Here is a 20,807-nt window from a genome sequence, read left to right as displayed (position 1 = left end):
AAGGGCGGGGCTCAGGGAAAGCTGCTGGTTCAGATCGGGCAGACCGTGGTCGGATTCGGGATCGGGTCCACGCGCAGGAAGCGTGGCTCGAAAGGCAGGAAGATCTGCGTGCCGTCGGGCAGGTTGATCAGGTACTGGTTCTCGGTCAGCGAAGCCGTCTTGCCTTCGTTGTTGAGCACGGCCACGCCGCCGCTCACCACGCCGACGATCAGGCCGCCGTCCACCGCCGAACCCTCCGGCACGGTGTCGCCGACCACGGGATCGGTACGGCACTTCTCGTCGCAGAGGACCAGCAGGTAGTCGGTGCCGCGGATACCGATCGTCGCCACCGGCGTGCTGACCCGGTACTCGTTGCGATCGACCTTGCCAATCAGGCCGGACACGGCGCGGAAGCCGCCCTTGAGCAGCTTGAAGAAGGCGCGAGAGCCGGGCGCTGCGGCGGTCGGCGCCGAGGCCACCGGCGTTGCCGGAGCGGCGGCAGGGGCCGCCGGGGTCGGGGCAGGCGCCGCCGGCTTTGCCGCGGTGTCCCTGCCGGGCGTGGCGGGAGCCTTGGCGCCGGGCTTGGCAGCCGGCTTCGCAGGTTCCTTGGGCTTGGCCGGGGCGGCGGGCTTTTCCGCGGGCGGCGGGGTCGCGCCGGCCAGCTCGAACTCCTCGATCTGGAAGCGCGTGTTCGGCCGCAGCAGGATGTAGCTGCCGTCGGCGAACTTGATGTTCACGTAGCTGTTGACCGCCGAGCTGATGATCTCGCCCGGGAACACCTGCGTTCCCTTGTCGAGATCGCGGATGCTGCCGGTGGCGGGGTTGGTGGCGGAACCGCGGCCGGTGACCAGGGCGACTTCGCCCGCGGCGGCAACGGCGCTCCAGGCCTGCGGCGCGGTGAGCAGCAGGGCCAGGGCAGCCAGCGCCCCGCTCAGTTTGATGCGCATGGCGAGGTTTCCCATTAGCGGCACTCCAGGGTTTCATCCGGCGAGTCGGTGACTTCCTCGACCAGGGAGGCGTCGGCGACTTCGATGCCGCTCACGCCGTCGGTACTGAACACTTCCATCTGGCTGATGGCGGTTTGCGCCACCTCGGCCTGCTCCATTGGTTCCGGCTCGGGCTCCTGCGGCTCTTCGGGGCCGGCGTCGCCTTCCAGGACCAGGACCTGGCCGCTGGTGAACTCGCTGAGCAGGTTCTTGCCGTTGACGCGGCCCTGCGTCAGGAACAGGTAGTTGGTGTCGCTCAGTTCCTTGTCGGGTGCGGCCAGGGTGATCGCGCTCTGCCGGGTCACCGTGATATCGCCACGGTAGCCGGTGCCGCCGAGTGCATAGGTGACCCCACTGCCCGGCAGCAGGCCGCCATTGGCCGGCACGCTGAAAGCCGCCGTTTCGCTGAAGGGGCGGTAGTTGTAGAAGATGTCCTCTTCGGCGCTGATCGATACGGCCGAAACGCTCGGTGCCTTGACGAAGAGATAGCCGCCCTCGATCGACATTTGACCGAGTTGCACGCCTTGCGAGGCGACGAAGGCGGCATTGGGTCCCGCGGTCCCCGGACGCAGCGCCTGCGGCACCTTGGACAGCAGGCCCGGGTCCTTGCCCAGGTCCATGCTTTCGTTGCCCACCGAGATGAAGGCCGTGCGCAGGTCGATCCGGCTGGCCTGCACGCTGATGCCGCCGACATCGATGAAGGCCGATCCGGTGCTGACGACTTCCTGCGTGGTTTCGATGATCAGGCGATCGGCGTCGATCGAGCCGCTGAGGATCAGGCTGCGGCCCTTGAGCGTCAGATCGTCGCCGGCCTGGAGGACGGTGGACGCGCCGCTCGGCAGGATCGCGTTGTTGTTGCCGGCGTCGATCGAGAGATTGTCGCTGGCCCGCAGGATGATCGACGACGCGCCCTGGATGCGCCCGAGAGTGATGTTGCCCTCGTCGCCGGCGGCCCGTGGGACGGGGGCAACCAGGCCGCCGGGACTGGTCGGCGGGGGTTCCACGTCGTCGGTCGAACGTGCCGAGATGAGCAGCTGCGTCGCGTCGCCGGTCATGCTGACGGATGCGACGTTCACGTCCGCATCGCCCGCGGCGCTGATGATGATGGTAGCCAGGTCGCCCGTCTGCGGACCATTGGCGCTGGTGGTCAGTGCCTGGGTCGTGACGTTGCCGCTGGCGTCGATTGTCACGACCGCCGCTGCCGTGCCCGCGGCGCAGGTCTGCTGCTGGCAGGCCGGGCTCTGGCTGCCGCCGGTGGCGCTGGCGGTGATGGTGCCGGTGGTGATGCTGCCGCCGGGCAGCAGGAACTCGTCCTCGCCTTCTTCGCCGCCCTCGTTGCCGATGCCGCCGTTGGCCAGGTGGACTCCCGCCTCGGAGAACGCAGTGGGGGTTCCCGAGCCGGCGACGGCGCTGGTGCTGATGTTGCCGGTGACGATGTGCGTGTTCGTGCCGGTACCTTCGGAGTTCGCCGTCAGCGACACGCCCGCGACCAGGTAGGTCGGGGTGGAACTCGTGCCGTCGCCGTTGGCCGTCGCGCTCAGGTTGCCGGCGTCGATGCTGCCGGTCGCGTTCATGTAGATGTTGGCGTCGGCAAAGATGAAACCGCCTTCGCCGGCGCTCAGGGTCGAAGCGTTCGTCGTGACGGTGACGTTGCCGGTCCGGATGTTTCCGCCGCCGGCGTACACGTCGACATAGGCATCGCCATTGGTCGAGGTGATGTTGCCGGTGGTGACGCCGCCGTTGTCGCTGTAGAGGCTGACGGAACCGTTCGTCGCGCTCAGCGCCCCGGTGCTGATGTTGCGGGCGCTGCTTCCGCCCGAGGAAGGCGAGAACGTCTCGATGTCGATGACGCCGTTGCTGGCGGTGACCGCACGGGTGGTGACATTGCCGTAGGAGGTGATGAACACGTCCCGGCCGCTGACCAGGCTGCCGACGTTGATCGTGCCGCCGTAGCTGCCGTTGACCATGGACAGCGGGCCATCGACCTTGATCTGGTCGTTGAGGTCGTCGAACCTGATGAAGGTGTCGCTGCCGGTGCCGGTGATCTGCAGGTCGAGCCCGCCGCCGAGACCGGATTGCGAATTGGTGCCGTCGAGCACGTTGTCGCCGAGGTTGGCCATGGTGATCGAGCGGTCGGCCGCGATGGTGACCGTGCCGCCCTCGGAGGTCTGGCGCAGCTGGCTCTCGAGCGTGGCTTCGCTGATGCTGTCCTGCCCATCGGTGGTGCCGATGGTGAAGTTGGTGGGGTCGTAGAGCAGGTGTCCGCCGCGTCCCAACTGCACGACATCTTCGACCGTCAGGTGGCCGTGGCCGGAAAGTTCGACGAAGCCACCCGCGCCGCTGCCGGCTTGCCTGGACACATCCAGCTTCGCACCCTTGGCGTAGGTGGTCGTGCCCGTGGCGATGGCGCGCACGTCGCCGCCGCTGTCGCCGGTGGCGACGATGCGCGACCGGCCGCTCAGCAGGATGTCGCCATCGCCTTCGATGCGGACCTTGCCGGCATTGGTGCCGACGGCACCGGAAGCGTCGATCAGGCCGTCCTGGCGGATATCGCCGCCCTCGGCCATCAGGTAGATCGAGCCCTCATGCTCGCCGATCGAGCGGGCCTGCACGGTGCCGCGATTGTTGACGGCGCTGCCGACCAGGCCGCGCGCGGTCTGCGCGCTCATGACCACGCTGCCGCCGTCGGCAATCACGCTGCCGATGTTCTCCACGCCGGCCGCCGCCGACAGGGCCGCGGCATCGACGCTGAAATCGACCAGGCCCTGGTCGTCCAGTCCCAGGGTGAGTTGCGAGCCGGAGGCCAGTGCGACCTTGCCCAGCCGGGCCTGCACCAGGCCGCTGTTGCTGACCTTGCCGCCCGCCAGCACGACGAAGCCGCCATCGGCCGCCGTGATGCGGCCGGCATTGCTGACCGACGCGGAATTGCCCGGCGCGCCGGCCATGACATAGCGGCCCTGCATGAAGTCGCTGTCGCTGAGGTTGAGCGTGCTGGCCACCAGGCCGCCCACGTCCACCTTGGCGCCCTGGCCGAACATCACGCCCGAGGGATTGATGATGAAGACCCGGCCGTTGGCGGAGATGTTGCCGAGGATTTCGGAGGGGCTGCCGCCGATCACGCGGTTCAGGACTGCCGCCGAGGCCGAGGGCTGGTTGAACACCACGTACTCGTTGCCGCCCACCGAGAACTGCTGCCAGTTGATGATGGCCGAGTTCGAAGCCTGGTTGACCACCACATTGCCGCCGGTGCCGCCGATCGTCGCCTGTCCGCCTACGACCTGTCCGCCGCTGGGGGCGGCCAGGACCAGTCCGGGAGCCACTACGCCTGCGATAGCCAGGGACCAGCGCGGGTCGCGCAATGCGGCGACGAGCGGGCGGAGGGCGAACTTGAGCATGACGTGTTCCTCAGAATGAAACAGCCAGTGAGCCGAAGACGCGGTCGTCTTCGCCGTCGCTGGAGGTGCGGTCTTCACGCGGGAAGGACCAGTCGACCTTGGCGTTGATGCGCTGGTACTGCAGGTCGGCGCCGAAGCCGACGCTGGTCAGGGTCTTCTCGTGGAAATCGGCAGGACCCGGGTCGACCGTGAAGACCTTGCCGGAGTCGGCGAAGATGCGGGGGGTCACGCGGGCACCGGCGATGGCGACGGGGAAGTTGATGCCCAGTTGCCCGAAATAACCGCGGTCGCCGCGGATTTCGGACGCCGGATAGCCACGGATGCCGTTGGGGCCGCCGAGCGAGTAGGCGGTGATGTCCGACAGGGGATCGGGGGAGTACACGCCGTTGAAATGGCCGTACAGCTGGAAGCCCTTGACCAGCGGGCGCAGGTGCTGGATGTCCAGTTCCGCGCGGATGCGCTGGCCGGCATTGAGGTGCTCGCCCAGCGGCAGTGTCGCCAGTTCCGAACGCTCGAGCTGGTCGAAATTGCTGCTCAGGTTGAGCACCGCCTGCGTCACCGCCAGGTTCGCATGGTTATAGGTGTAGCTGGCGCCGACTTCCACCAGCGTGATCGAGGTATCGCTGAAGGTGATTCCGGTGAAGTCGGAATCGGCCTCGGTGCGCGAAGCGCCGAGGCTGACATTGAGGCGGCTGTTGGGCGTGATGCGCAGCGGGTGGTCCAGCAGCAGGCGGGCGCTGTCGTTGCGGCCGTCGACCGGCGCCGTGCCGGCGACATCGAATTCGGCGTGGCCGTAGGACAGGGTCAGGCGGGTGCCGCTGAAGTTCACCGGCAGGCTGTAGGCAAAGTAACCGTAGCGCAGCAGGTCCTCCTCCGAGCGCAGCAGCAGCAGTTGCAGCTGGTCGCCGACCTTGAGCGGATTGTTGACCTGGCCGAAGGCCGAAACGCGCATCTCGCCGATACTTTCGCGCCCGAAGTTGTCGACGATCAGCGAACCGCTGACCGGGTCCTCGACCGTCTTGATCACCAGGTCGCTGGTGCCATAGCGCTCGCCGGGCTTGACGATCGCCTTGGCCTGCAGGCCCGGCAGGGTATTGAGGTTGCGCACGCGCTCGGCCAGGGCACCGCCCTGGTACACCGTGCCGGGGCGGATCTCGCCGAGCTGCTCGGTGATCTGCTCGCTGGTATAGAGCTTGTTGTCCTCGGCGCTGATGCGGGCTATGCGGCCTTCGCTGACCAGCAGGCGCACCGTGCCCAGCTCGATCTTCTGCGGCGGCACGTTGACCGAAGCCAGCGTGTAGCCCTTGGACACGTAGAAGTCGGCGACCTTGTCGGCGGCCTCGAAGACATCCAGCAGCGTGACCGGGCGGTTGAGGTAATCCTTGACCAGGGCCGACAGTTCGGCACCGCTGAACAGCGTATTGCCGGCGAACTCGAACTGCTGGACCGTCAGCGTCTTGCTGCTGGCTGAAGCCGGTGGCGCCTCCTGCGGCTGGGTCTGCACCGTGGGGGCGGGCCTGACCGGCTGCAGCTCGATCGGCTTTTTCAGCGTGTCTCCGACCTGGCCTGGGGTGATCTGGGCCTGCGCTCCAAAACAGGCCAGAAGGCAACCTGAAGCGAGAAGGGCGGACCGCGGTCCGATGGTCGATGCGCTCATTATTCCCCCGAATTGCGGCTGCGGCCACGCGGCCGTCGATGCGAGTCCGACTATAGCCCATGGAAAGGGGGGTTCCAACCACGCAAGCGGGTGGTGCGGGCGGTTGGCGTGACGTAGTTCTTTCAATATGTTGCCAGTCTTATTTCCAATTGTGTCGAGCTTCACAGTTGAGCCGCGCCGAACGCCCGGCCGTGGAGCTTTTGGCCCGGGCGGAAAGGGGCTTCACGCCACTCCCGGGCAAGCCGAACGCGGGGCATCGGATCCGGCGCTCGCCATTCGCCCCCCGCCCCGGTATCATTCCGCCACGCATTTCCCCATCCGCGAGAGACCACCGTTTTTTTGTCGGTGGCACCGAAGGCGCAAATCCGCCCGGAATCGCTCAGGTACCCAGGAGCGGATGGTTTGCGCGTACTCTGGAGAGCGCCCGCTTGCGGGCCACCGACGAGGCAGAGGCGGCGACGCCTCCGAACTTTCAGGTCCAAGGACAGAGTCAGGGCGGTCCTTGCCCGAAAACCGGATCTACAGGACCGCATGCTGAAAAAAACAGCGTTACATGCCGAACACGCCCGCCTCGGCGCACGCCTGGTCGATTTTGCCGGCTGGGAAATGCCGATCCAGTACCAGTCGCAGCTCGACGAGCACCATGCGGTGCGGGAAGGCGCCGGCATGTTCGACGTGGCCCACATGGCGGCCGTCGACCTGCAGGGCCCCCGGGTCCGCGAGTTCCTGCGCCAGGTCCTGGCCAATGACGTCGCCCGCCTGACGCTGCCGGGCAAGGCGCTGTATTCCTGCCTGCTGCGCGAGGATGCCGGCATCCTGGACGACCTGATCGCCTATTTCATGCGCGAGGACTGGTTCCGCCTGGTGGTGAACGCGGGCACCGCCGACAAGGACCTGGCCTGGCTGGAACGGCAGGCACAGGCCTATGGCGTGGACGTCCGCCGCCGCGCCGACCTGGGCATCCTCGCCGTGCAGGGCCCCCAGGCCCGGGCCCGGGTGCTGCCCCTGCTGCCGGCCGGGCTGCGCGAAGCGGCGGCGGGCCTGCAGGTGTTCCAGGCGGCCGAGGACGGCCAGACCTTTGTCGGCCGTACCGGCTACACCGGCGAAGACGGTTTCGAGCTGATCCTGCCGCACGCCGACCTGATGTCCCTGTGGCAGGGCTTGCTGGCGGCCGGCGTGCGTCCCTGCGGGCTGGGTGCGCGCGACACGCTGCGCCTGGAGGCCGGCATGAACCTCTACGGACAGGACATGGACGAGTCCACCCAGCCCCTGGAATCCGGCCTGGGCTGGACCCTGGCCTGGGAGCCGGCGGACCGCGATTTCATCGGCCGCGCCGCCCTGGAGCCGCTGCGCGGCAAGTCGCCGCGCCAGTTCGTCGGCCTGGTGCTGGAAGGCCGCGGCATCGCCCGCGCCCACATGAGGGTCCGGTTTGCCGGCGGCGCCGCGGGCGAGACCACCAGTGGCGGCTTCGCCCCGACCATGAAACAGTCCATTGCCCTGGCGCGGGTCGACGCGGGCGCTTCCGGTGCCTGCGAGGTGGAAATCCGCGGCCAGTGGGTCGCGGCGCGCATCGTGAAGCCGCCGTTCGTCCGCAACGGCAAGATCCTGGTTTGACTTCAATATCCCCATTCAATCGCTTGATCGAGGAAAACTCATGAGCAACGTTCCCGCCAACCTGAAGTACGCGAAGTCCCACGAGTGGCTGCGCGCCGAGGCCGACGGCAGCATCACCATCGGCATCACCGACTACGCGCAGAATTCCCTGGGCGACCTGGTGTTCGTCGAGGTGCCCAAGCCGGGCCGCAAGGTTGCGGCCGACGAGGCCTGCTCGGTGGTCGAATCGGTCAAGGCCGCCTCCGATGTCTACGCGCCGCTGGCCGGCGAGGTGATCGCCGCCAACGACAAGCTCGGCAACGCACCGGAACTGCTCAACTCGGATCCCTACGGCGAGGGCTGGCTGTTCCGCATCAAGCCGGCGGATGCCGGCGCGCTGGCCGGGCTGCTCGATGCGGCCGGCTACGAGAACTTCATCAAGACGCTGTAAGCAAAGAAAGACGACATGCCGTTCATTCCCCATACCGAGACCGACGTCCGCGAAATGCTGGCCGTCATCGGCGCGCCGAAGCTGGAGGCGCTGTTCGACGAGATTCCCGAGAACCTGCGCTGCGGCAGCCTGGAAGAAGTCCCCGAGGGCCTGCCGGAGATGCGCGTGGCGCAGCTGATGCGTGCGCGTGCGGCCCAGGACGGCTCGGCCCTGAGTTTCCTCGGCGCGGGCGCCTACGAGCACCACATTCCGGCAGCGGTATGGGAGATCACCACCCGCGGCGAGTTCTACTCCGCCTACACGCCTTACCAGGCCGAGGCGAGCCAGGGCACGCTGCAGGTGCTGTACGAGTACCAGACCATGATCTGCGGCCTGACCGGCATGCAGGTCAGCAACGCGTCGATGTACGACGGCGCTTCCGCGCTGGGCGAGGCGCTGCTGATGGCGGTGCGTGCCAACAAGACCAACGGCTCCTGCAAGGTGCTGATGCCGCGCGCCGTGCATCCCTACTACCGCGACGTGGTGGCGGCGACCGCCTCGGCCCAGGGGGTGCAGCAGGTCCTGGTCGACTACGACCCGGCCAGCGGCCAGACCCCGCTGGCGGCGCTCAAGGCCCACGAGGGCAGTGCGCCGACCGCCGTGGTGATCGCGCAGCCCAACTTCTTCGGCACGCTGGAAGACGTCGATGCCATCACCGACTGGGCGCATGCCCAGGGCGCGCTGGTGGTCGCAGTGGTCAACCCGACCTCGCTGGCCGTGCTCAAGGCACCGGGCAGCTGGGGCACGCGCGGCGCCGACATCGTCTGCGGCGAAGGCCAGCCCCTGGGCGCGCCACTGGCCTCCGGCGGTCCGTACTTCGGCTTTCTCACCACGAAGATGGAGTTCGTGCGCGAGATGCCCGGCCGCATCGTCGGCCGCACCGTGGACCTGGAAGGCAAGCCCGGCTTCACGCTGACCCTGCAGGCGCGCGAGCAGCACATCCGCCGGGCCAAGGCCAAGTCCAATATCTGCACCAACCAGGGCCTGCTGGTCACGGCGGCGACGATCTACATGACCATCGTCGGGCCCGAGGGGCTGGCCAAGGTGGCCTCGGCCTCGCTGGCCAATACCCGCAGCCTGATGTCGAAGCTGACGGCGGTGCCCGGCGTAAGCCTCGCCTTCAACGCCGCGAACTTCCACGAGACGGTGGTCCGCCTGCCCAGGCCGGTGGCACCGGTGCTGGTGCGCCTGGCGCAGCAGGACATCCTCGGCGGCTTCGACCTGTCGCGCCATTACCCGGAGCTGGGCAATGCCGTGCTGGTCTGCGCCACCGAGACCAAGACACCCGAACAACTGCAGCAGTTCGCCGACGCGCTCGCCGCGGCGCTGGCCTGACAACAAGCGAAAAAGGAGAGATTTCATGGCTACGATCACCCTGAAGGGCAACCCGGTCCAGACCAACGGCAACCTCCCCGCCACCGGCGCCGAGGCCCTGGGCTTCCGCCTGGTGGCCAAGGACCTCAAGGACGTGTCGCTGCACGACTACGTCGGCAAGCGCAAGGTGCTGAACATCTTCCCGTCGGTGGACACGCCGACCTGCGCGATGTCGGTGCGCCAGTTCAACCAGCGCGCCGCCAGCCTGAAGAATACGGTGGTGCTGTGCATCTCCGCCGACCTGCCGTTCGCGCAGTCGCGCTTCTGCGGCGCCGAGGGCATCGCCAACGTGCAGATGCTGTCGATGATGCGCGACCGCCACTTCGCCAAGGACTACGGCCTGCTGATCGAGACCGGCCCGCTGGCCGGGCTCACCGCCCGTGCCGTGGTGGTGCTGGACGAGGACAACCGCGTGCTGCACAGCGAGCTGGTGTCTGAAATCGCCAACGAACCCAACTACGACGCGGCCCTGGCCGCGCTCTGAAAGAACCATGAGCGAAAAGCTGATCTTCGAACACTCGCGTCCGGGCCGTGTGGCCGCGGCGCAGAATCCTGGCGGCGACGTCGACTTGTCCGGCATCCCGGAAAGCCTGCGCCGCAAGGACAAGCCGCTGCTGCCGGAGGTGTCGGAACTGCAGGCGGTGCGTCATTTCACGCGCCTGTCGCAGAAGAACTTCTCGATCGACACGCACTTCTACCCGCTGGGTTCGTGCACGATGAAGTACAACCCGCGTGCCTGTAACCAGCTGGCGATGCTGCCGCAGTTCCTGCAGCGCCACCCGCTGGCGCCGGACACGCACAGCCAGGGCTTCCTGGCCTGCATGCACGACCTGCAGGAAATCCTCGAGGCGGTGACCGGCATGGCCGGCGTATCGCTGACGCCGATGGCCGGCGCGCAGGGTGAGTTCGCCGGCGTGGCGATGATCCAGGCCTACCACCGCGCCCGCAACGACCTGGCGCGTACCGAGATCCTGGTCCCCGACGCGGCACACGGCACCAACCCGGCCACCGCGGCGATGCTGGGCTGCACCGTGCGCGAGATCAAGACCAATGCCGACGGCGACGTCGATGTCGAGGCACTGAAAGCCGCGGTGGGTCCGAAGACGGCCGGCATCATGCTGACCAACCCCTCGACCTTCGGTGTCTTCGAGCGCCGCATCAAGGAGATCGCCGGCATCGTGCACGAGGCCGGCGGCCTGCTGTACTACGACGGCGCCAACCTCAATGCCATCCTCGGCAAGGTGCGCCCCGGCGACATGGGCTTCGACGTCATCCACATGAACCTGCACAAGACCTTCTCGACGCCGCATGGCGGCGGCGGTCCGGGTGCCGGCGCGGTGGGCGTGTCCGAGCGCCTCAAGCCCTTCCTGCCGATCCCGGTGGTGGGCAGGGCAGGGAACGGCTACCGCTGGCTCGACGAGCGCGACCTGCCGCAGACCATCGGCCGCCTGTCGGCCTGGATGGGCAATGCCGGCGTGCTGATGCGCGCCTACATCTATGCGCGCCTGCTCGGCCGCGAGGGCATGCACCGCGTTGCCGAGTTCGCCACGCTCAATGCCAATTACCTGGCGGCGCGCCTGCGCGACAAGGGCTTCGACCTGGCCTTCCCGGAGCGCCGTGCCAGCCACGAGTTCATCATCACGCTGAAGAAGCAGAAGCAGGAGATCGAACTGACGGCGACCGACATCGCCAAGCGCCTGCTCGACTACGGCTATCACGCGCCGACGATCTACTTTCCGCTGCTGGTGCCGGAGTGCCTGCTGATCGAGCCCACCGAAACCGAGGACCGCGAGACGCTCGACGCCTTCGTCGAGGCGATGGCGAAAATCTGGGAAGAGGCCAAGGCCGACATCGCCTACGTCAAGGGTGCGCCCTATACGATGCCGGTGCGCCGGCTCGACGACGTGCGCGCCGCGCGCCAGCTCGACCTGCGCTGGCAGCCGGCGGCATGAAGCTGCCGCGCCGCCATGCGCCGCGCCTGTTCGCGCTGTTCATGGCGTTCAACATGTCGATGCTGATGTCGGCGGTGCTGACGCTGGTCAACCTGGGGCCTGGCGGTTTTCCGGGCAAGTGGCTGCATGCCTGGGGGGTGGCCTTCGTCGTCGCCCTGCCGCTGATCCTGGTGCTGGCGCCGCTGGGCCAACGTGTCGTTGCGCGAGTGACGGAGTAGACCATGGCCGACGGCATCAAGGGCTGGGCACGCCTGCTCAGGGCCACCCGGGTGTCCTACTGGGGCCTGGGCTGGGCGATCCGTGAAGAGGAGGCCTTCCGCATCGAGGCAGTGCTGTGCCTGCTGCTGGTGCCCGCCGCCCTGTGGCTGGGTGACAACGGCATCGAGCGGGCGATCATGCTCATGAGCCTGTTCTGCGTGCTGATCACCGAGTTGCTGAACACCGCGGTGGAGGTCGTGGTCGACCGCATCGGCATCGAGCGTCACGTATTGTCGGGTCGCGCCAAGGACCTGGGGTCCGCGGCGGTCCATCTTTCCCTGGTCCAGGTCCCGGTGGTCTGGGGCCTGATCTACTTCGGCTGAATACAGAAACCAACATGTCTGCCCTGATCTGCGGTTCCTTTGCCTTCGACACCATCATGGTGTTTCCCGGCCATTTCAAGAACGAAATCCTGCCGGACAAGGTGCACATCCTGAATGTGTCCTTCCTGGTACCGCAGATGCGCCGCGAGTTCGGCGGCTGCGCCGGCAACATCGCCTACAACCTCAAGCTGCTGGGCGGCGACCCGCTGCCGATGGGCACGGTCGGCAATGACTTCGAGCGCTATGCCGAGTGGATGGACAAGAACGGCATCTCCCGCGACTACGTCAAGCTGATGCCGGATGCCTATACCGCCCAGGCCTACATCACCACGGATCTCGACGACAACCAGATCACGGCCTTCCATCCGGGCGCGATGAGCTTCTCGCACACCCAGGATGTGCCGGCCGGCGTGAAGATCGGCACCGTGTCGCCGGACGGGCGCGACGGCATGCTGCTGCACGCGCGCCAGTTCGCGGAGGCCGGCGTGCCCTTCATCTTCGATCCCGGCCAGGGCCTGCCGATGTTCGGCGGCGAAGACCTGCGCGACTTCATCGACAAGGCGGCATATGTCGCCGTCAACGACTACGAGGCCGAGCTGCTGATGGAGCGCAGCGGCTGGACCCTGCGCCAGATCGCCGACCGTCTCGACGCGCTGATCGTGACCCGCGGCGGCAAGGGTTCGCACATCATCACGAAGAAGAAGCAGTACGAGATTCCCTGTGCCGAGGCCGGCTCGCTGACCGATCCGACGGGTTGCGGCGACGCCTTCCGCGCCGGCCTGCTCTACGGCCTGCAGAACGGCAAGGACTGGGAAACCACCGGCCGCATCGCCTCCCTGATGGGCGCCTACAACATCGAGCGGCCCGGGACGCAGAACCACCGCTTCACCCAGGACGAGTTCCGCGAGCGCTTCCGCGAAGAATTCCGCTACGACTTCGCATGATCGAGCTCAAGCTCAAGCCGCGCGAAGACCGGCGCCTGCGCGCAGGTCACCTCTGGGTCTACTCGAACGAGCTGCAGACCGACGCGCAGTTCCGCGCCATCGCCCCCGGCAGCCTGTGCCGGGTCAGCGACGACCGCGGCAAGCCCCTGGGTGTCGGCTACGTCAACCCGCACGCACTACTGTCGGTGCGCATCCTGGCCGGCAACGCCGACACCACGATCGACGCCGCCTGGTTCGCGCGCCGCATCGAGGCCGCCCTGGCGCTGCGCCAGCGGCTTTACGACGCGCCGTTCTACCGCCTGGTGCACGGCGAGTCCGACGGACTGCCGGGCCTGGTGGTGGACCGCTACGGCGACTGGTGCGCGGTGCAGCTGGGCACGGCTGGCATGGAGAACCTCAAGGCCGAGGTCATCCAGGCCCTGCAGGACGTACTCAAGCCCCGCGGCATCCTGCTGCGCAACGACGGCGGCCTGCGCGAGCTGGAAGGCCTGCCGGCCTACGTCGAGACCGTGGGCGAGGTGCCCGACGAGGTTGAGCTGCTGGAAAGCGGGGTGCGTTTCGTCGCGCCGTTGAAGAGCGGCCAGAAGACCGGCTGGTTCTACGACCAGCACGACAACCGTGACCGCCTGGGGCGCTACGTGCGCGGCGCGCGCGTGCTCGACGTGTTCTCCTATGTCGGTGGCTGGGCCATCCGTTCCGCGGCCTTCGGCGCCAGCGCGGTCACCTGCATCGACAGCTCGCAGCCGGCGCTGGACGCCGCCCGCCGTGCCGCGGCGCTCAACGGTTTCGAGATCGAGACCATCCGCGACGACGCCCTCGACGCCCTCAAGCAGCTGCGTCGCGAACAGCGCCAGTTCGAGGTCGTGGTGGTGGACCCGCCGGCGCTGATCAAACGCAAGAAGGACTACGAGGCCGGCCTGGAGCACTATGCCGCGCTGAACCGCGCCGCCCTGCAGCTGCTGCCGGCGGACGGCATCCTGATCGCCTGTTCCTGCTCGCATCACCTCGAGGCCGAGGCGCTGCAGCGCATCCTGCTGCGCGAGTCGCGCAACGCCGGCCGGCGCCTGCAGATCCTGGAGCAGGGCGCGCAGTCCGCCGACCATCCGGTGCATCCGGCGATCCCGGAAACGCGGTACCTGAAGGCCTACACCTGCCGCGTCCTGGCCAGCTGAGTCGGCGTTCGGCTGGCGCACCCACCCGGTGCGCCGCCGGCCCCGATCCGCGACAATAGCCGCAGCCCTTTCCAGACATTCCCATGCTCGTCCATCCCAACATCGACCCGGTCGCGGTCAAGCTCGGTCCCTTGTCCGTTCACTGGTACGGCCTGATGTACCTGCTGGGCTTCTGGGGCGCCTGGTATCTCGGCACCATCCGCGCCCGCCAGCCGCATATCGCCTGGCCCAAGGAGCGGGTCTCCGACCTGCTGTTCTACATCGTCATGGGCGTGATCCTGGGCGGCCGCATCGGCTACACCTTCTTCTACAACTTCTCCGGCTTCATCGAGCATCCGCTGGTGATCATCCGCATGTGGGAAGGCGGCATGTCCTTCCACGGCGGCCTGATCGGCGTGATCGTGTCCTACTTCCTGTTTGCCTGGAAGTACAAGCTCAATGTCTTCGACATCGCCGACTTCGCCGCGCCGCTGGTGCCGGTGGGCCTGTTCACCGGCCGCATCGGCAACTTCATCAACGGCGAACTCTGGGGCGCGCCCACCAGCCTGCCCTGGGGCATGGTGTTCCCGCGTGCCGGGCCGGACCCGCGCCACCCCTCGATGCTCTACGAGGCCTTCCTCGAGGGCGCTGTGCTCTGCGCCCTGCTGTGGTGGTTTGCCCGCAAGCCGCGGCCGCGCATGGCGGTGTCGGCCCTGTTCCTGGTCGGCTATGGCGTCTTCCGCAGCCTGGTCGAATTCGTGCGCCTGCCGGACTCGCATATCGGCTACCTTTACGGTACCGGCTGGCTGACCATGGGCATGGTGCTGAGCGCACCGATGATTGCCGCCGGCGCCGTGATGCTGGCGATCGGCTACGGCCGCCGGCGCTGATGCCGGGCCCCGTGAACCTGGAGGTCGCAAGATGAAGCAGTACCAGGACCTGATGCGCCACGTGCTGGAGCACGGTGCCGAGAAGTCCGACCGCACCGGCACCGGCACGCGCTCCGTGTTCGGCTACCAGATGCGCTTCGACCTGGCGCAGGGCTTCCCGCTGCTGACCACCAAGAAGCTGCACCTGCGCTCGATCCTGCACGAGCTGCTGTGGTTCCTGAAGGGCGAGACCAACACCGCCTACCTCAAGGAAAACGGCGTTTCGATCTGGGACGAATGGGCCAGCCCCGAGGGTGAACTGGGGCCGGTCTATGGCAAGCAGTGGCGCGACTGGGTGGCGCCGGATGGCCGCCACATCGACCAGATCAGCGACGTCATCGCGCAGATCCGCAAGAACCCGGACTCGCGCCGCCTGATCGTCTCGGCCTGGAACGTCGGCGAACTCGACCGGATGGCGCTGATGCCCTGCCATGCCTTCTTCCAGTTCTACGTCGCCAACGGCAAGCTGTCCTGCCAGCTCTACCAGCGCAGCGCCGACATCTTCCTCGGCGTGCCCTTCAACATCGCCTCCTACGCGCTGCTGCTGCTGATGGTGGCGCAGGTGACGGACCTGCAGCCCGGCGAGTTCGTCTGGACCGGCGGCGACTGCCACCTCTACAGCAATCACCTCGAGCAGACCCGCGAGCAGCTGTCGCGCACGCCGCGCGCACTGCCGAAGATGACGCTGAACCCCGACGTGAAGGACATCTTCGCCTTCCGCTTCGAGGACTTCGTGCTGAGCGAGTACGACCCGATGCCGCATATCAAGGCGCCCGTCGCAGTCTGATGATCTCCCTGATCGCGGCGATGGACGACAACCGCCTGATCGGCCGCGACAACGCGCTGCCCTGGCGCCTGCCCAACGACCTGAAGTACTTCAAGCGCAGCACGCTGGACAAGATCGTGCTGATGGGCCGCAAGACCTGGGATTCGCTGGGGCGGCCGCTGCCGCAGCGCGACAACTGGGTGCTGACCCGCGACCCGGCTTTTGCTCCCGCCGGCGCCCGCGTGTTCCATGACCTCGACCAAGCGTTTTCCGCGGCAGCAGGAAAGGAGCTGGTCGTGATCGGCGGTGCCGAGCTGTACCGCCAGGCCCTGCCGCGGGTGCGGCGCATGTACCTCACCGAGGTGCATGGCCGCTTCGAGGGCGACGCCTGGTTCCCGGAGTTCGATCCCGCCGGGTGGCGCGAGACCGCCCGCGAGGATCACCCGGCCGATGCGCAGCATGCCTGCGCCTACAGCTTCGTCTGCCACGAGCGACGGTGAAGGCCGCCGGCGCGTTGCTCCTGCTGCTGGCCTGCACCACGGTGCAGGCGCAGGAGGCGCCGGCGCAGACCGTGCGCGAGATCGCCTTCGAGGGTAACGACACCACCCAGCCGCGCACCCTGCTGCGCGAACTGCCGATCGCGGTCGGCGACCCGGCCGACGCTGCGCAGGTGGAACGCAGCCGCCAGGCGATCCAGGACCTGGGCCTGTTCAAGACTGTCAGCGTGCGCGAGGAGCCCGTGGAGGGCGGCGTGCGCCTGGTGTTCAAGGTCCGCGAGCGCTGGTACATCCTGCCGACGCCGCGGGTCGACGCCAAGGCTGGCGGCGAGTACAGCTACGGCGCCCAGCTGCAATGGAACAACCTCTGGGGCCTGGATCACACGCTGCGCGTGATCTGGGAGCGGGAGGACACCAACGAGGCCGGCGTCGGCCTGCAGACCAACCATGCCTTCAGCTACAGCGCACCGCAGGTGTTCGACAGCCGCTACAGCGTCGGCGTGTCCGCCAGCGAGGTGGTGAAGCCGACCGACCTGGCCGGTGGCGGCAGCTACGAGGAGACCCTGCAGAGCCTGAGCCTGGGCGTATCCCGCAGCCTGTCCGACAGCGGCCCGCCCAGCCAGGGCTGGAGTGCCGGCGCCGGCCTGGGCTGGCTCAACCAGGAAACCGATGGGCCCGGCGCTCCGCCGGCCTACGGCTCGGCGACCGCGCCCTTCGCCACCCTGAGCTACCGCGATCTGCACCTGCATATCTACAGCGAAGAGGGCGTCAGCTTCCGCAGTTCGCTGCAGGGGGCGGTCGACGGCCTGGCCTCGGACTACGGCTTCCTCACCTACAACGGTCGCTACGCGCGCTACATGCACGTGGGAGCGACCGATCACCAGACCCTGCACCTGATCGCCGAACTGGGCGCCCGTATCGACGGGCCGCCGGAAAACGACGCCTACTTTCTCGGTGGCGACAGCCTGCTGCGCGGCTACGACAAGGAGTTCGTCGAGGGCGACGCGGTCTACCGGGTTTCCGCCGAGTTCGCGCGGCCGCTGCACTGGCGCTGGCTGCGCTGGGTATTGATCGCCGAGGCCGGCAACGCCTTCGAGCGGCCCCAGGACTTCAGCCTCAGCCGGATCTACACCAGTGTCGGCGCCGGCCTGCGCCTGCGCCTGAGCTGGTTCGTCAACGTCGAGATCGAGGCGGGAGTGGCGATTCCGGTCGGCGACAGCGGCGGGACGAGGTTCTTTGCCGGCGGGGTCTGAACTGCTATAAGAAACGCCGTCACCCAAAACTATCAGGAGAAGCACATGGCAGACCTCAAGGCCGCCTTCGCCCAGGCCCAGATCGACGTCAAGACCATCACCAAGCGTCCCAGCAACGACGATTTCCTGGCCCTGTACTCCTTGTTCAAGCAGGCCAACGACGGCGACGTGAAGGGCAGCCGCCCCGGCATGCTCGACATGATCGGCCGCGCCAAGTACGACGCCTGGGCCAAGCTCAAGGGCACGTCGGCGGACAAGGCGCAGCAGCAGTACATCGACAAGGTGGCTTCGCTGCTGAAGACGCACAAGTAGCAGCAAAGAGGGCATCCAAGGAAGCCGGCCATTGGCCGCCTTCCTTGTTTTCCAGTAACCGAACCGTTCATCCCGAGTGCCGCGCAGCGGTGTATCGAGGGACGCGCCGTGCCTCCTCAACTTGTAGGCTGCGCATCGCGCACGCGGAGCAGGGTTCATCAGGATCAACGGTGCGCGGTGCGCACCCTACAGGTTGTCGCAATTTCTTCGCAGCCGAAGATTTTCCGCCCCAAACAAAAACGGAACTCCGTTGGGAGTTCCGTCGAGGCAGGCATAAAATAGTCGAAGGAGAGCCTGCGTCCGCAGCTCGCCGCAATCCTCAGAACTGGTACCGCACGAACGCCTGCGCAAAGTCGCGATCGCGGTACAGGTTGTTGTTGCCGCCGCCGAAGAACCAGCCGTAGCCCACGGTGAAGGAGATCGCTTCCTTGTAGCGCGTCTCCAGGTTCGCCAGCACCTGCTTGCGGCCCTTGACGAAGTTTTCCGCCGGGCCGGGGCCGGTGCCGTTGACGTCGTGGCTCCAGACGATGAAGGGCTGCAGGCTGATGCCCGGCGCCACGCTTTCGTACTTCACGATCGTGATGATCTTGTAGCCCCAGGAGAACTTGTCGACGAAGTCGCTGAGATCGGCCTGGTGCGGGTTGAAGCGCAGGCCGTCGCCGAAGACGTCGCCTTCGTCGTCGTAGTCGCCGTCGCCGTTGGCGTCGTAGTTGACCGTGCAGCTCGGGTTGGTGGAGCAGGCCTGCTGCGAGCCGTCGGCGCCGCTGCCGTCGGCGCCGGCGCTGGCGTGGGTGTACACGCCGGGAGCCTCGATCTGCAGCTGGTCCAGCGAGGGCAGGTTGGGGACCCAGACGGCGCCGAACTCGCCCACGACCTGGATCTGGTCGGCACCGAAGGGATTGTCGGTGGCACCGAGCACCTGGGTGAAGCCCAGGTTGAACTGCAGGGTGTCGAATTCCTCGTAGCCGCGGATATAGCTGTTCGGCGCATTCTCGCCGACCACGCCGCCGCGGTAGGGGATGACGAAGTTCGGGAAGGCGCGCGCCGAGCCCGGCACGTGGCCCACCAGCAGGTTGACGGTGTCGCGATAGACGATGTTGCCGTTGGCGTCGGTGAAGTCGCTGCTGCCGTACTGCGGCGCGAAGTTGCCGTTCTCGTCGAAGCCATTGCCGCCGCGCGAGCCGAGGCAGCCCAGGCTCTGGTCGTGGCAGCGCGTCAGCGTCGGGCCCAGGGCGGCGAAGGCGAGGTCGGTCACCGCGACCTGCAGCGGCTGGTCGGGGCGATACGCGACTTCACCCTGCACGGAAAGGTCGCCCAGCGTGGTGTTGAAGCTGAAGCCGATCATCTTCAGGTTCTCCGGGTACTCGAAGAACGGTATCGGCGAATCCAGGGCGATGGCGTTGGAATGCGGCTGGCCCGGCTGGCCGGTGAGCAGTTCGCCCAGGCCGGCAAGATTGGCCAGGCCCAGGTCCGCCAGGATCGCCGGGTTGGCCAGGCCCAGGGCCAGGGCGTCGCCGGTGAGGCGCAGCGTGGCGCTGAGATTGGTGGTCACCGGCACGTTGGGGCAGGCCTGCAGGAACGTGCTGGTGCTGGTGGCGTTGATCCCCAGCGCGTTGCCTTCGGCGCGCGCGCAGGAGGCCGCGGACGACATGAAGCTGACGTAGGGCAGCTTCGAGTGGTAGTTCATGAAGTAGAAGCCGAGCTCGGTGCCGTTGCCGAGGTTCTCCGCGTAGTACTTGAAGGCGATGCCGAACTGGCCCTGGTCGCTGGCCTCGCGGTCCTTGCCGCGCTGGAAGGTGGTGGTGGTCGGCGTGATCAGCGTCAGCGGGTTGTCGAGGTAACCGAGCTGCTCGCGGGCATTGGCACCGGCGAAGGCGCGGTCAGGATCGTCCGGCGAGGTGCCGAAGGTCAGGTTGAGGTTGTCGACCGCGTTGTTGGTGCCGATGTCGGCGAAGCCGAAGTAGCTGCCCGGTGCCGGCGCTTCCACCGGCTGCCACTCGAACTGGTAGTAGGCTTCGAGGGTGGCGTTCTCGAACAGGTCCATGCTGGCGAACACCGAGCCCACCGGCGTGAACACTTCCTCCACCGTGAAGCCGACGCGGTAGAGGTTGTTGGCGTTGACCGGCTGGGCCTGGTTGACCGAGTTGATCACCATCAGCGTGGACTCGCCCCAGTTCACGGTCTGGCGGCCGATCTTGAAGCTCATGTCCTTTTCGCCCCAGAGCGGCAGGCGGCCGGAGATGTTGAAGTCCAGCCACTGCAGGTCGCTGCCGACCTGGTTCAGCACTTCGCCTTCGCGGCGCTTGCTGCGCACGCGCTCGCCCTTGCCGTAGACCCGCGTGAAGAAGTGGTTGGACTCGGCGTTGCCGGTGGTGGCGACGCGCTCGACGTTCTCCGGCGTGATGAGATTGGGGTGCGTCTCGGTGAAATCGTTGTTGACGAAGTCGTGGAAGGCCAGCCAGCGCGCGAAGAAGCCGAAGCCATGCCAGTTCAGCGTCAGGTCCTGGGTGATCTTGGCCACGCCCTGCACCATGTCGCCCTGGTCGTAGTTCAGGTTGCCGTCGTCGTTGCGCATGCTGAACTGGCCCGGTGCGGCGGCCAGGTGCTGCGCCGGGTAGATCTGTTCCTTGAACAGGCCCTGACAGGACTGGTAGCGCCCACCGCAGAGGTCCGGATCGAGGTTGGACTTGCCCACCAGGTCGGCGGCGCGGTCTTCCATGCGCCAGGCGCTGCCGGCGGTGATGGCGGTGTTGAGCACGCCGGTGATTTCGCCGTCGGCGAAATCGAAGGTGATGGCCTGTGCCGGTGCGGCGCAGGCCAGTGCCAGCAGCGCGGGGACGATGCGGGGGAACTGCTTGTGGCAGTTTTTCATGGGGCGTACCTCGTCGGAGTAATGCCGGGCCCTTCATGGAACCCGGTCGTCGTTGGGCGTCATCTTAACGATGCGG

The 20,807-nt window shown here is 67.3% G+C and carries 18 protein-coding genes and 1 riboswitch; of the genes, 14 read left to right on the top strand and 4 right to left on the bottom strand.

Features of this window, described 5'->3' with window-relative positions; all coding sequences use genetic code 11:
• Window positions 1-29 precede the first annotated feature (29 nt).
• Genes D0B54_RS14355 through D0B54_RS14345 form a run of 3 tightly spaced genes read right to left on the bottom strand, consistent with a single transcriptional unit; the run spans window position 30 to window position 6,017 of the window.
• A complete protein-coding gene (locus D0B54_RS14355) occupies window positions 30-926 on the bottom strand; it encodes a FecR family protein (protein WP_162932429.1) in 897 nt (298 codons plus the stop codon).
• 14 nt (window positions 927-940) lie between these two features.
• Window positions 941-4,360 carry a two-partner secretion domain-containing protein gene (locus D0B54_RS14350; protein ID WP_117291978.1) on the bottom strand — a complete coding sequence of 1,140 codons (3,420 nt, stop codon included), beginning with the start codon at window positions 4,358-4,360 and terminating at the stop codon, window positions 941-943.
• A 10-nt stretch (window positions 4,361-4,370) separates the two neighbouring features.
• Complete coding sequence (locus D0B54_RS14345) at window positions 4,371-6,017, bottom strand: ShlB/FhaC/HecB family hemolysin secretion/activation protein (protein ID WP_117291977.1); 1,647 nt, start codon at window positions 6,015-6,017, stop codon at window positions 4,371-4,373.
• 309 nt (window positions 6,018-6,326) lie between these two features.
• Window positions 6,327-6,423: riboswitch (glycine riboswitch) on the top strand.
• A gap of 125 nt (window positions 6,424-6,548) precedes the next feature.
• On the opposite strand from D0B54_RS14345, the gene gcvT reads away from it, so the two are divergent.
• From gcvT to D0B54_RS14275, 14 genes are all read left to right on the top strand, one after another.
• Entirely contained in the window at window positions 6,549-7,631 is a 1,083-nt protein-coding gene (gene gcvT, locus D0B54_RS14340) for a glycine cleavage system aminomethyltransferase GcvT (protein ID WP_117291976.1), read from the top strand.
• A gap of 40 nt (window positions 7,632-7,671) precedes the next feature.
• Entirely contained in the window at window positions 7,672-8,061 is a 390-nt protein-coding gene (gene gcvH / locus D0B54_RS14335; RefSeq protein WP_117291975.1) for a glycine cleavage system protein GcvH, read from the top strand.
• 15 nt (window positions 8,062-8,076) lie between these two features.
• A complete protein-coding gene (gene gcvPA / locus D0B54_RS14330) occupies window positions 8,077-9,435 on the top strand; it encodes an aminomethyl-transferring glycine dehydrogenase subunit GcvPA (protein WP_117291974.1) in 1,359 nt (452 codons plus the stop codon).
• Window positions 9,436-9,460: 25 nt separating this feature from the next.
• On the top strand, window positions 9,461-9,958 hold the full coding sequence (gene tpx / locus D0B54_RS14325) for a thiol peroxidase (protein ID WP_117291973.1): 498 nt from the start codon (window positions 9,461-9,463) through the stop codon (window positions 9,956-9,958).
• A gap of 7 nt (window positions 9,959-9,965) precedes the next feature.
• Window positions 9,966-11,426 carry an aminomethyl-transferring glycine dehydrogenase subunit GcvPB gene (gene gcvPB, locus D0B54_RS14320; RefSeq protein ID WP_117291972.1) on the top strand — a complete coding sequence of 487 codons (1,461 nt, stop codon included), beginning with the start codon at window positions 9,966-9,968 and terminating at the stop codon, window positions 11,424-11,426.
• Window positions 11,423-11,644, top strand: coding sequence for a DUF2798 domain-containing protein (locus D0B54_RS14315; protein WP_117291971.1), 222 nt, complete (start codon window positions 11,423-11,425; stop codon window positions 11,642-11,644). The genes gcvPB and D0B54_RS14315 overlap by 4 nt, the downstream gene beginning before the upstream one ends.
• 3 nt (window positions 11,645-11,647) lie before the next feature.
• On the top strand, window positions 11,648-12,007 hold the full coding sequence (locus D0B54_RS14310) for a diacylglycerol kinase (protein WP_117291970.1): 360 nt from the start codon (window positions 11,648-11,650) through the stop codon (window positions 12,005-12,007).
• A gap of 14 nt (window positions 12,008-12,021) precedes the next feature.
• Window positions 12,022-12,951, top strand: a complete 930-nt coding sequence (locus D0B54_RS14305) for a carbohydrate kinase family protein (RefSeq protein WP_117291969.1) — start codon at window positions 12,022-12,024, stop codon at window positions 12,949-12,951.
• Complete coding sequence (locus D0B54_RS14300; protein WP_117291968.1) at window positions 12,948-14,123, top strand: class I SAM-dependent rRNA methyltransferase; 1,176 nt, start codon at window positions 12,948-12,950, stop codon at window positions 14,121-14,123. The genes D0B54_RS14305 and D0B54_RS14300 overlap by 4 nt, the downstream gene beginning before the upstream one ends.
• 83 nt (window positions 14,124-14,206) lie before the next feature.
• Window positions 14,207-14,992, top strand: a complete 786-nt coding sequence (gene lgt / locus D0B54_RS14295; protein WP_117291967.1) for a prolipoprotein diacylglyceryl transferase — start codon at window positions 14,207-14,209, stop codon at window positions 14,990-14,992.
• 31 nt (window positions 14,993-15,023) lie between these two features.
• On the top strand, window positions 15,024-15,818 hold the full coding sequence (locus D0B54_RS14290; protein ID WP_117291966.1) for a thymidylate synthase: 795 nt from the start codon (window positions 15,024-15,026) through the stop codon (window positions 15,816-15,818).
• On the top strand, window positions 15,818-16,297 hold the full coding sequence (locus D0B54_RS14285; RefSeq protein ID WP_117291965.1) for a dihydrofolate reductase: 480 nt from the start codon (window positions 15,818-15,820) through the stop codon (window positions 16,295-16,297). The genes D0B54_RS14290 and D0B54_RS14285 overlap by 1 nt, the downstream gene beginning before the upstream one ends.
• Window positions 16,294-17,547 (top strand): BamA/TamA family outer membrane protein, encoded by a 1,254-nt coding sequence (locus tag D0B54_RS14280; protein WP_162932428.1) that lies wholly within the window; start codon window positions 16,294-16,296, stop codon window positions 17,545-17,547. The genes D0B54_RS14285 and D0B54_RS14280 overlap by 4 nt, the downstream gene beginning before the upstream one ends.
• A 45-nt stretch (window positions 17,548-17,592) precedes the next feature.
• Window positions 17,593-17,859 (top strand): acyl-CoA-binding protein, encoded by a 267-nt coding sequence (locus D0B54_RS14275; RefSeq protein WP_117291963.1) that lies wholly within the window; start codon window positions 17,593-17,595, stop codon window positions 17,857-17,859.
• Between the two features lie 319 nt (window positions 17,860-18,178).
• On the opposite strand, the gene D0B54_RS14270 is transcribed toward D0B54_RS14275, so the two are convergent.
• Window positions 18,179-20,731 carry a DUF1302 domain-containing protein gene (locus tag D0B54_RS14270; protein ID WP_117291962.1) on the bottom strand — a complete coding sequence of 851 codons (2,553 nt, stop codon included), beginning with the start codon at window positions 20,729-20,731 and terminating at the stop codon, window positions 18,179-18,181.
• Between the last annotated feature and the right edge of the window lie 76 nt (window positions 20,732-20,807).

Origin of the sequence: Solimonas sp. K1W22B-7 (assembly GCF_003428335.1) — a bacterium.
GTDB lineage: Bacteria > Pseudomonadota > Gammaproteobacteria > Nevskiales > Nevskiaceae > Solimonas_A.
Note: the sequence above shows the minus strand (reverse complement) of the source record. Positions and strands in the feature narration are given on the sequence as shown.

Coding starts and splice junctions, on each gene's coding strand:
- D0B54_RS14315 (WP_117291971.1), top strand. CDS start 11,423: ATGAAGCTGCCGCGCCGCCATGCGCCGCGCCTGTTCGCGCTGTTCATG.
- D0B54_RS14310 (WP_117291970.1), top strand. CDS start 11,648: ATGGCCGACGGCATCAAGGGCTGGGCACGCCTGCTCAGGGCCACCCGG.
- D0B54_RS14355 (WP_162932429.1), bottom strand. CDS start 926: ATGCGCATCAAACTGAGCGGGGCGCTGGCTGCCCTGGCCCTGCTGCTC.
- D0B54_RS14290 (WP_117291966.1), top strand. CDS start 15,024: ATGAAGCAGTACCAGGACCTGATGCGCCACGTGCTGGAGCACGGTGCC.
- D0B54_RS14300 (WP_117291968.1), top strand. CDS start 12,948: ATGATCGAGCTCAAGCTCAAGCCGCGCGAAGACCGGCGCCTGCGCGCA.
- D0B54_RS14275 (WP_117291963.1), top strand. CDS start 17,593: ATGGCAGACCTCAAGGCCGCCTTCGCCCAGGCCCAGATCGACGTCAAG.
- gcvH (WP_117291975.1), top strand. CDS start 7,672: ATGAGCAACGTTCCCGCCAACCTGAAGTACGCGAAGTCCCACGAGTGG.
- tpx (WP_117291973.1), top strand. CDS start 9,461: ATGGCTACGATCACCCTGAAGGGCAACCCGGTCCAGACCAACGGCAAC.
- gcvPA (WP_117291974.1), top strand. CDS start 8,077: ATGCCGTTCATTCCCCATACCGAGACCGACGTCCGCGAAATGCTGGCC.
- gcvPB (WP_117291972.1), top strand. CDS start 9,966: ATGAGCGAAAAGCTGATCTTCGAACACTCGCGTCCGGGCCGTGTGGCC.
- D0B54_RS14305 (WP_117291969.1), top strand. CDS start 12,022: ATGTCTGCCCTGATCTGCGGTTCCTTTGCCTTCGACACCATCATGGTG.
- D0B54_RS14270 (WP_117291962.1), bottom strand. CDS start 20,731: ATGAAAAACTGCCACAAGCAGTTCCCCCGCATCGTCCCCGCGCTGCTG.
- D0B54_RS14350 (WP_117291978.1), bottom strand. CDS start 4,360: ATGCTCAAGTTCGCCCTCCGCCCGCTCGTCGCCGCATTGCGCGACCCG.
- lgt (WP_117291967.1), top strand. CDS start 14,207: ATGCTCGTCCATCCCAACATCGACCCGGTCGCGGTCAAGCTCGGTCCC.
- D0B54_RS14285 (WP_117291965.1), top strand. CDS start 15,818: ATGATCTCCCTGATCGCGGCGATGGACGACAACCGCCTGATCGGCCGC.
- D0B54_RS14345 (WP_117291977.1), bottom strand. CDS start 6,017: ATGAGCGCATCGACCATCGGACCGCGGTCCGCCCTTCTCGCTTCAGGT.
- gcvT (WP_117291976.1), top strand. CDS start 6,549: ATGCTGAAAAAAACAGCGTTACATGCCGAACACGCCCGCCTCGGCGCA.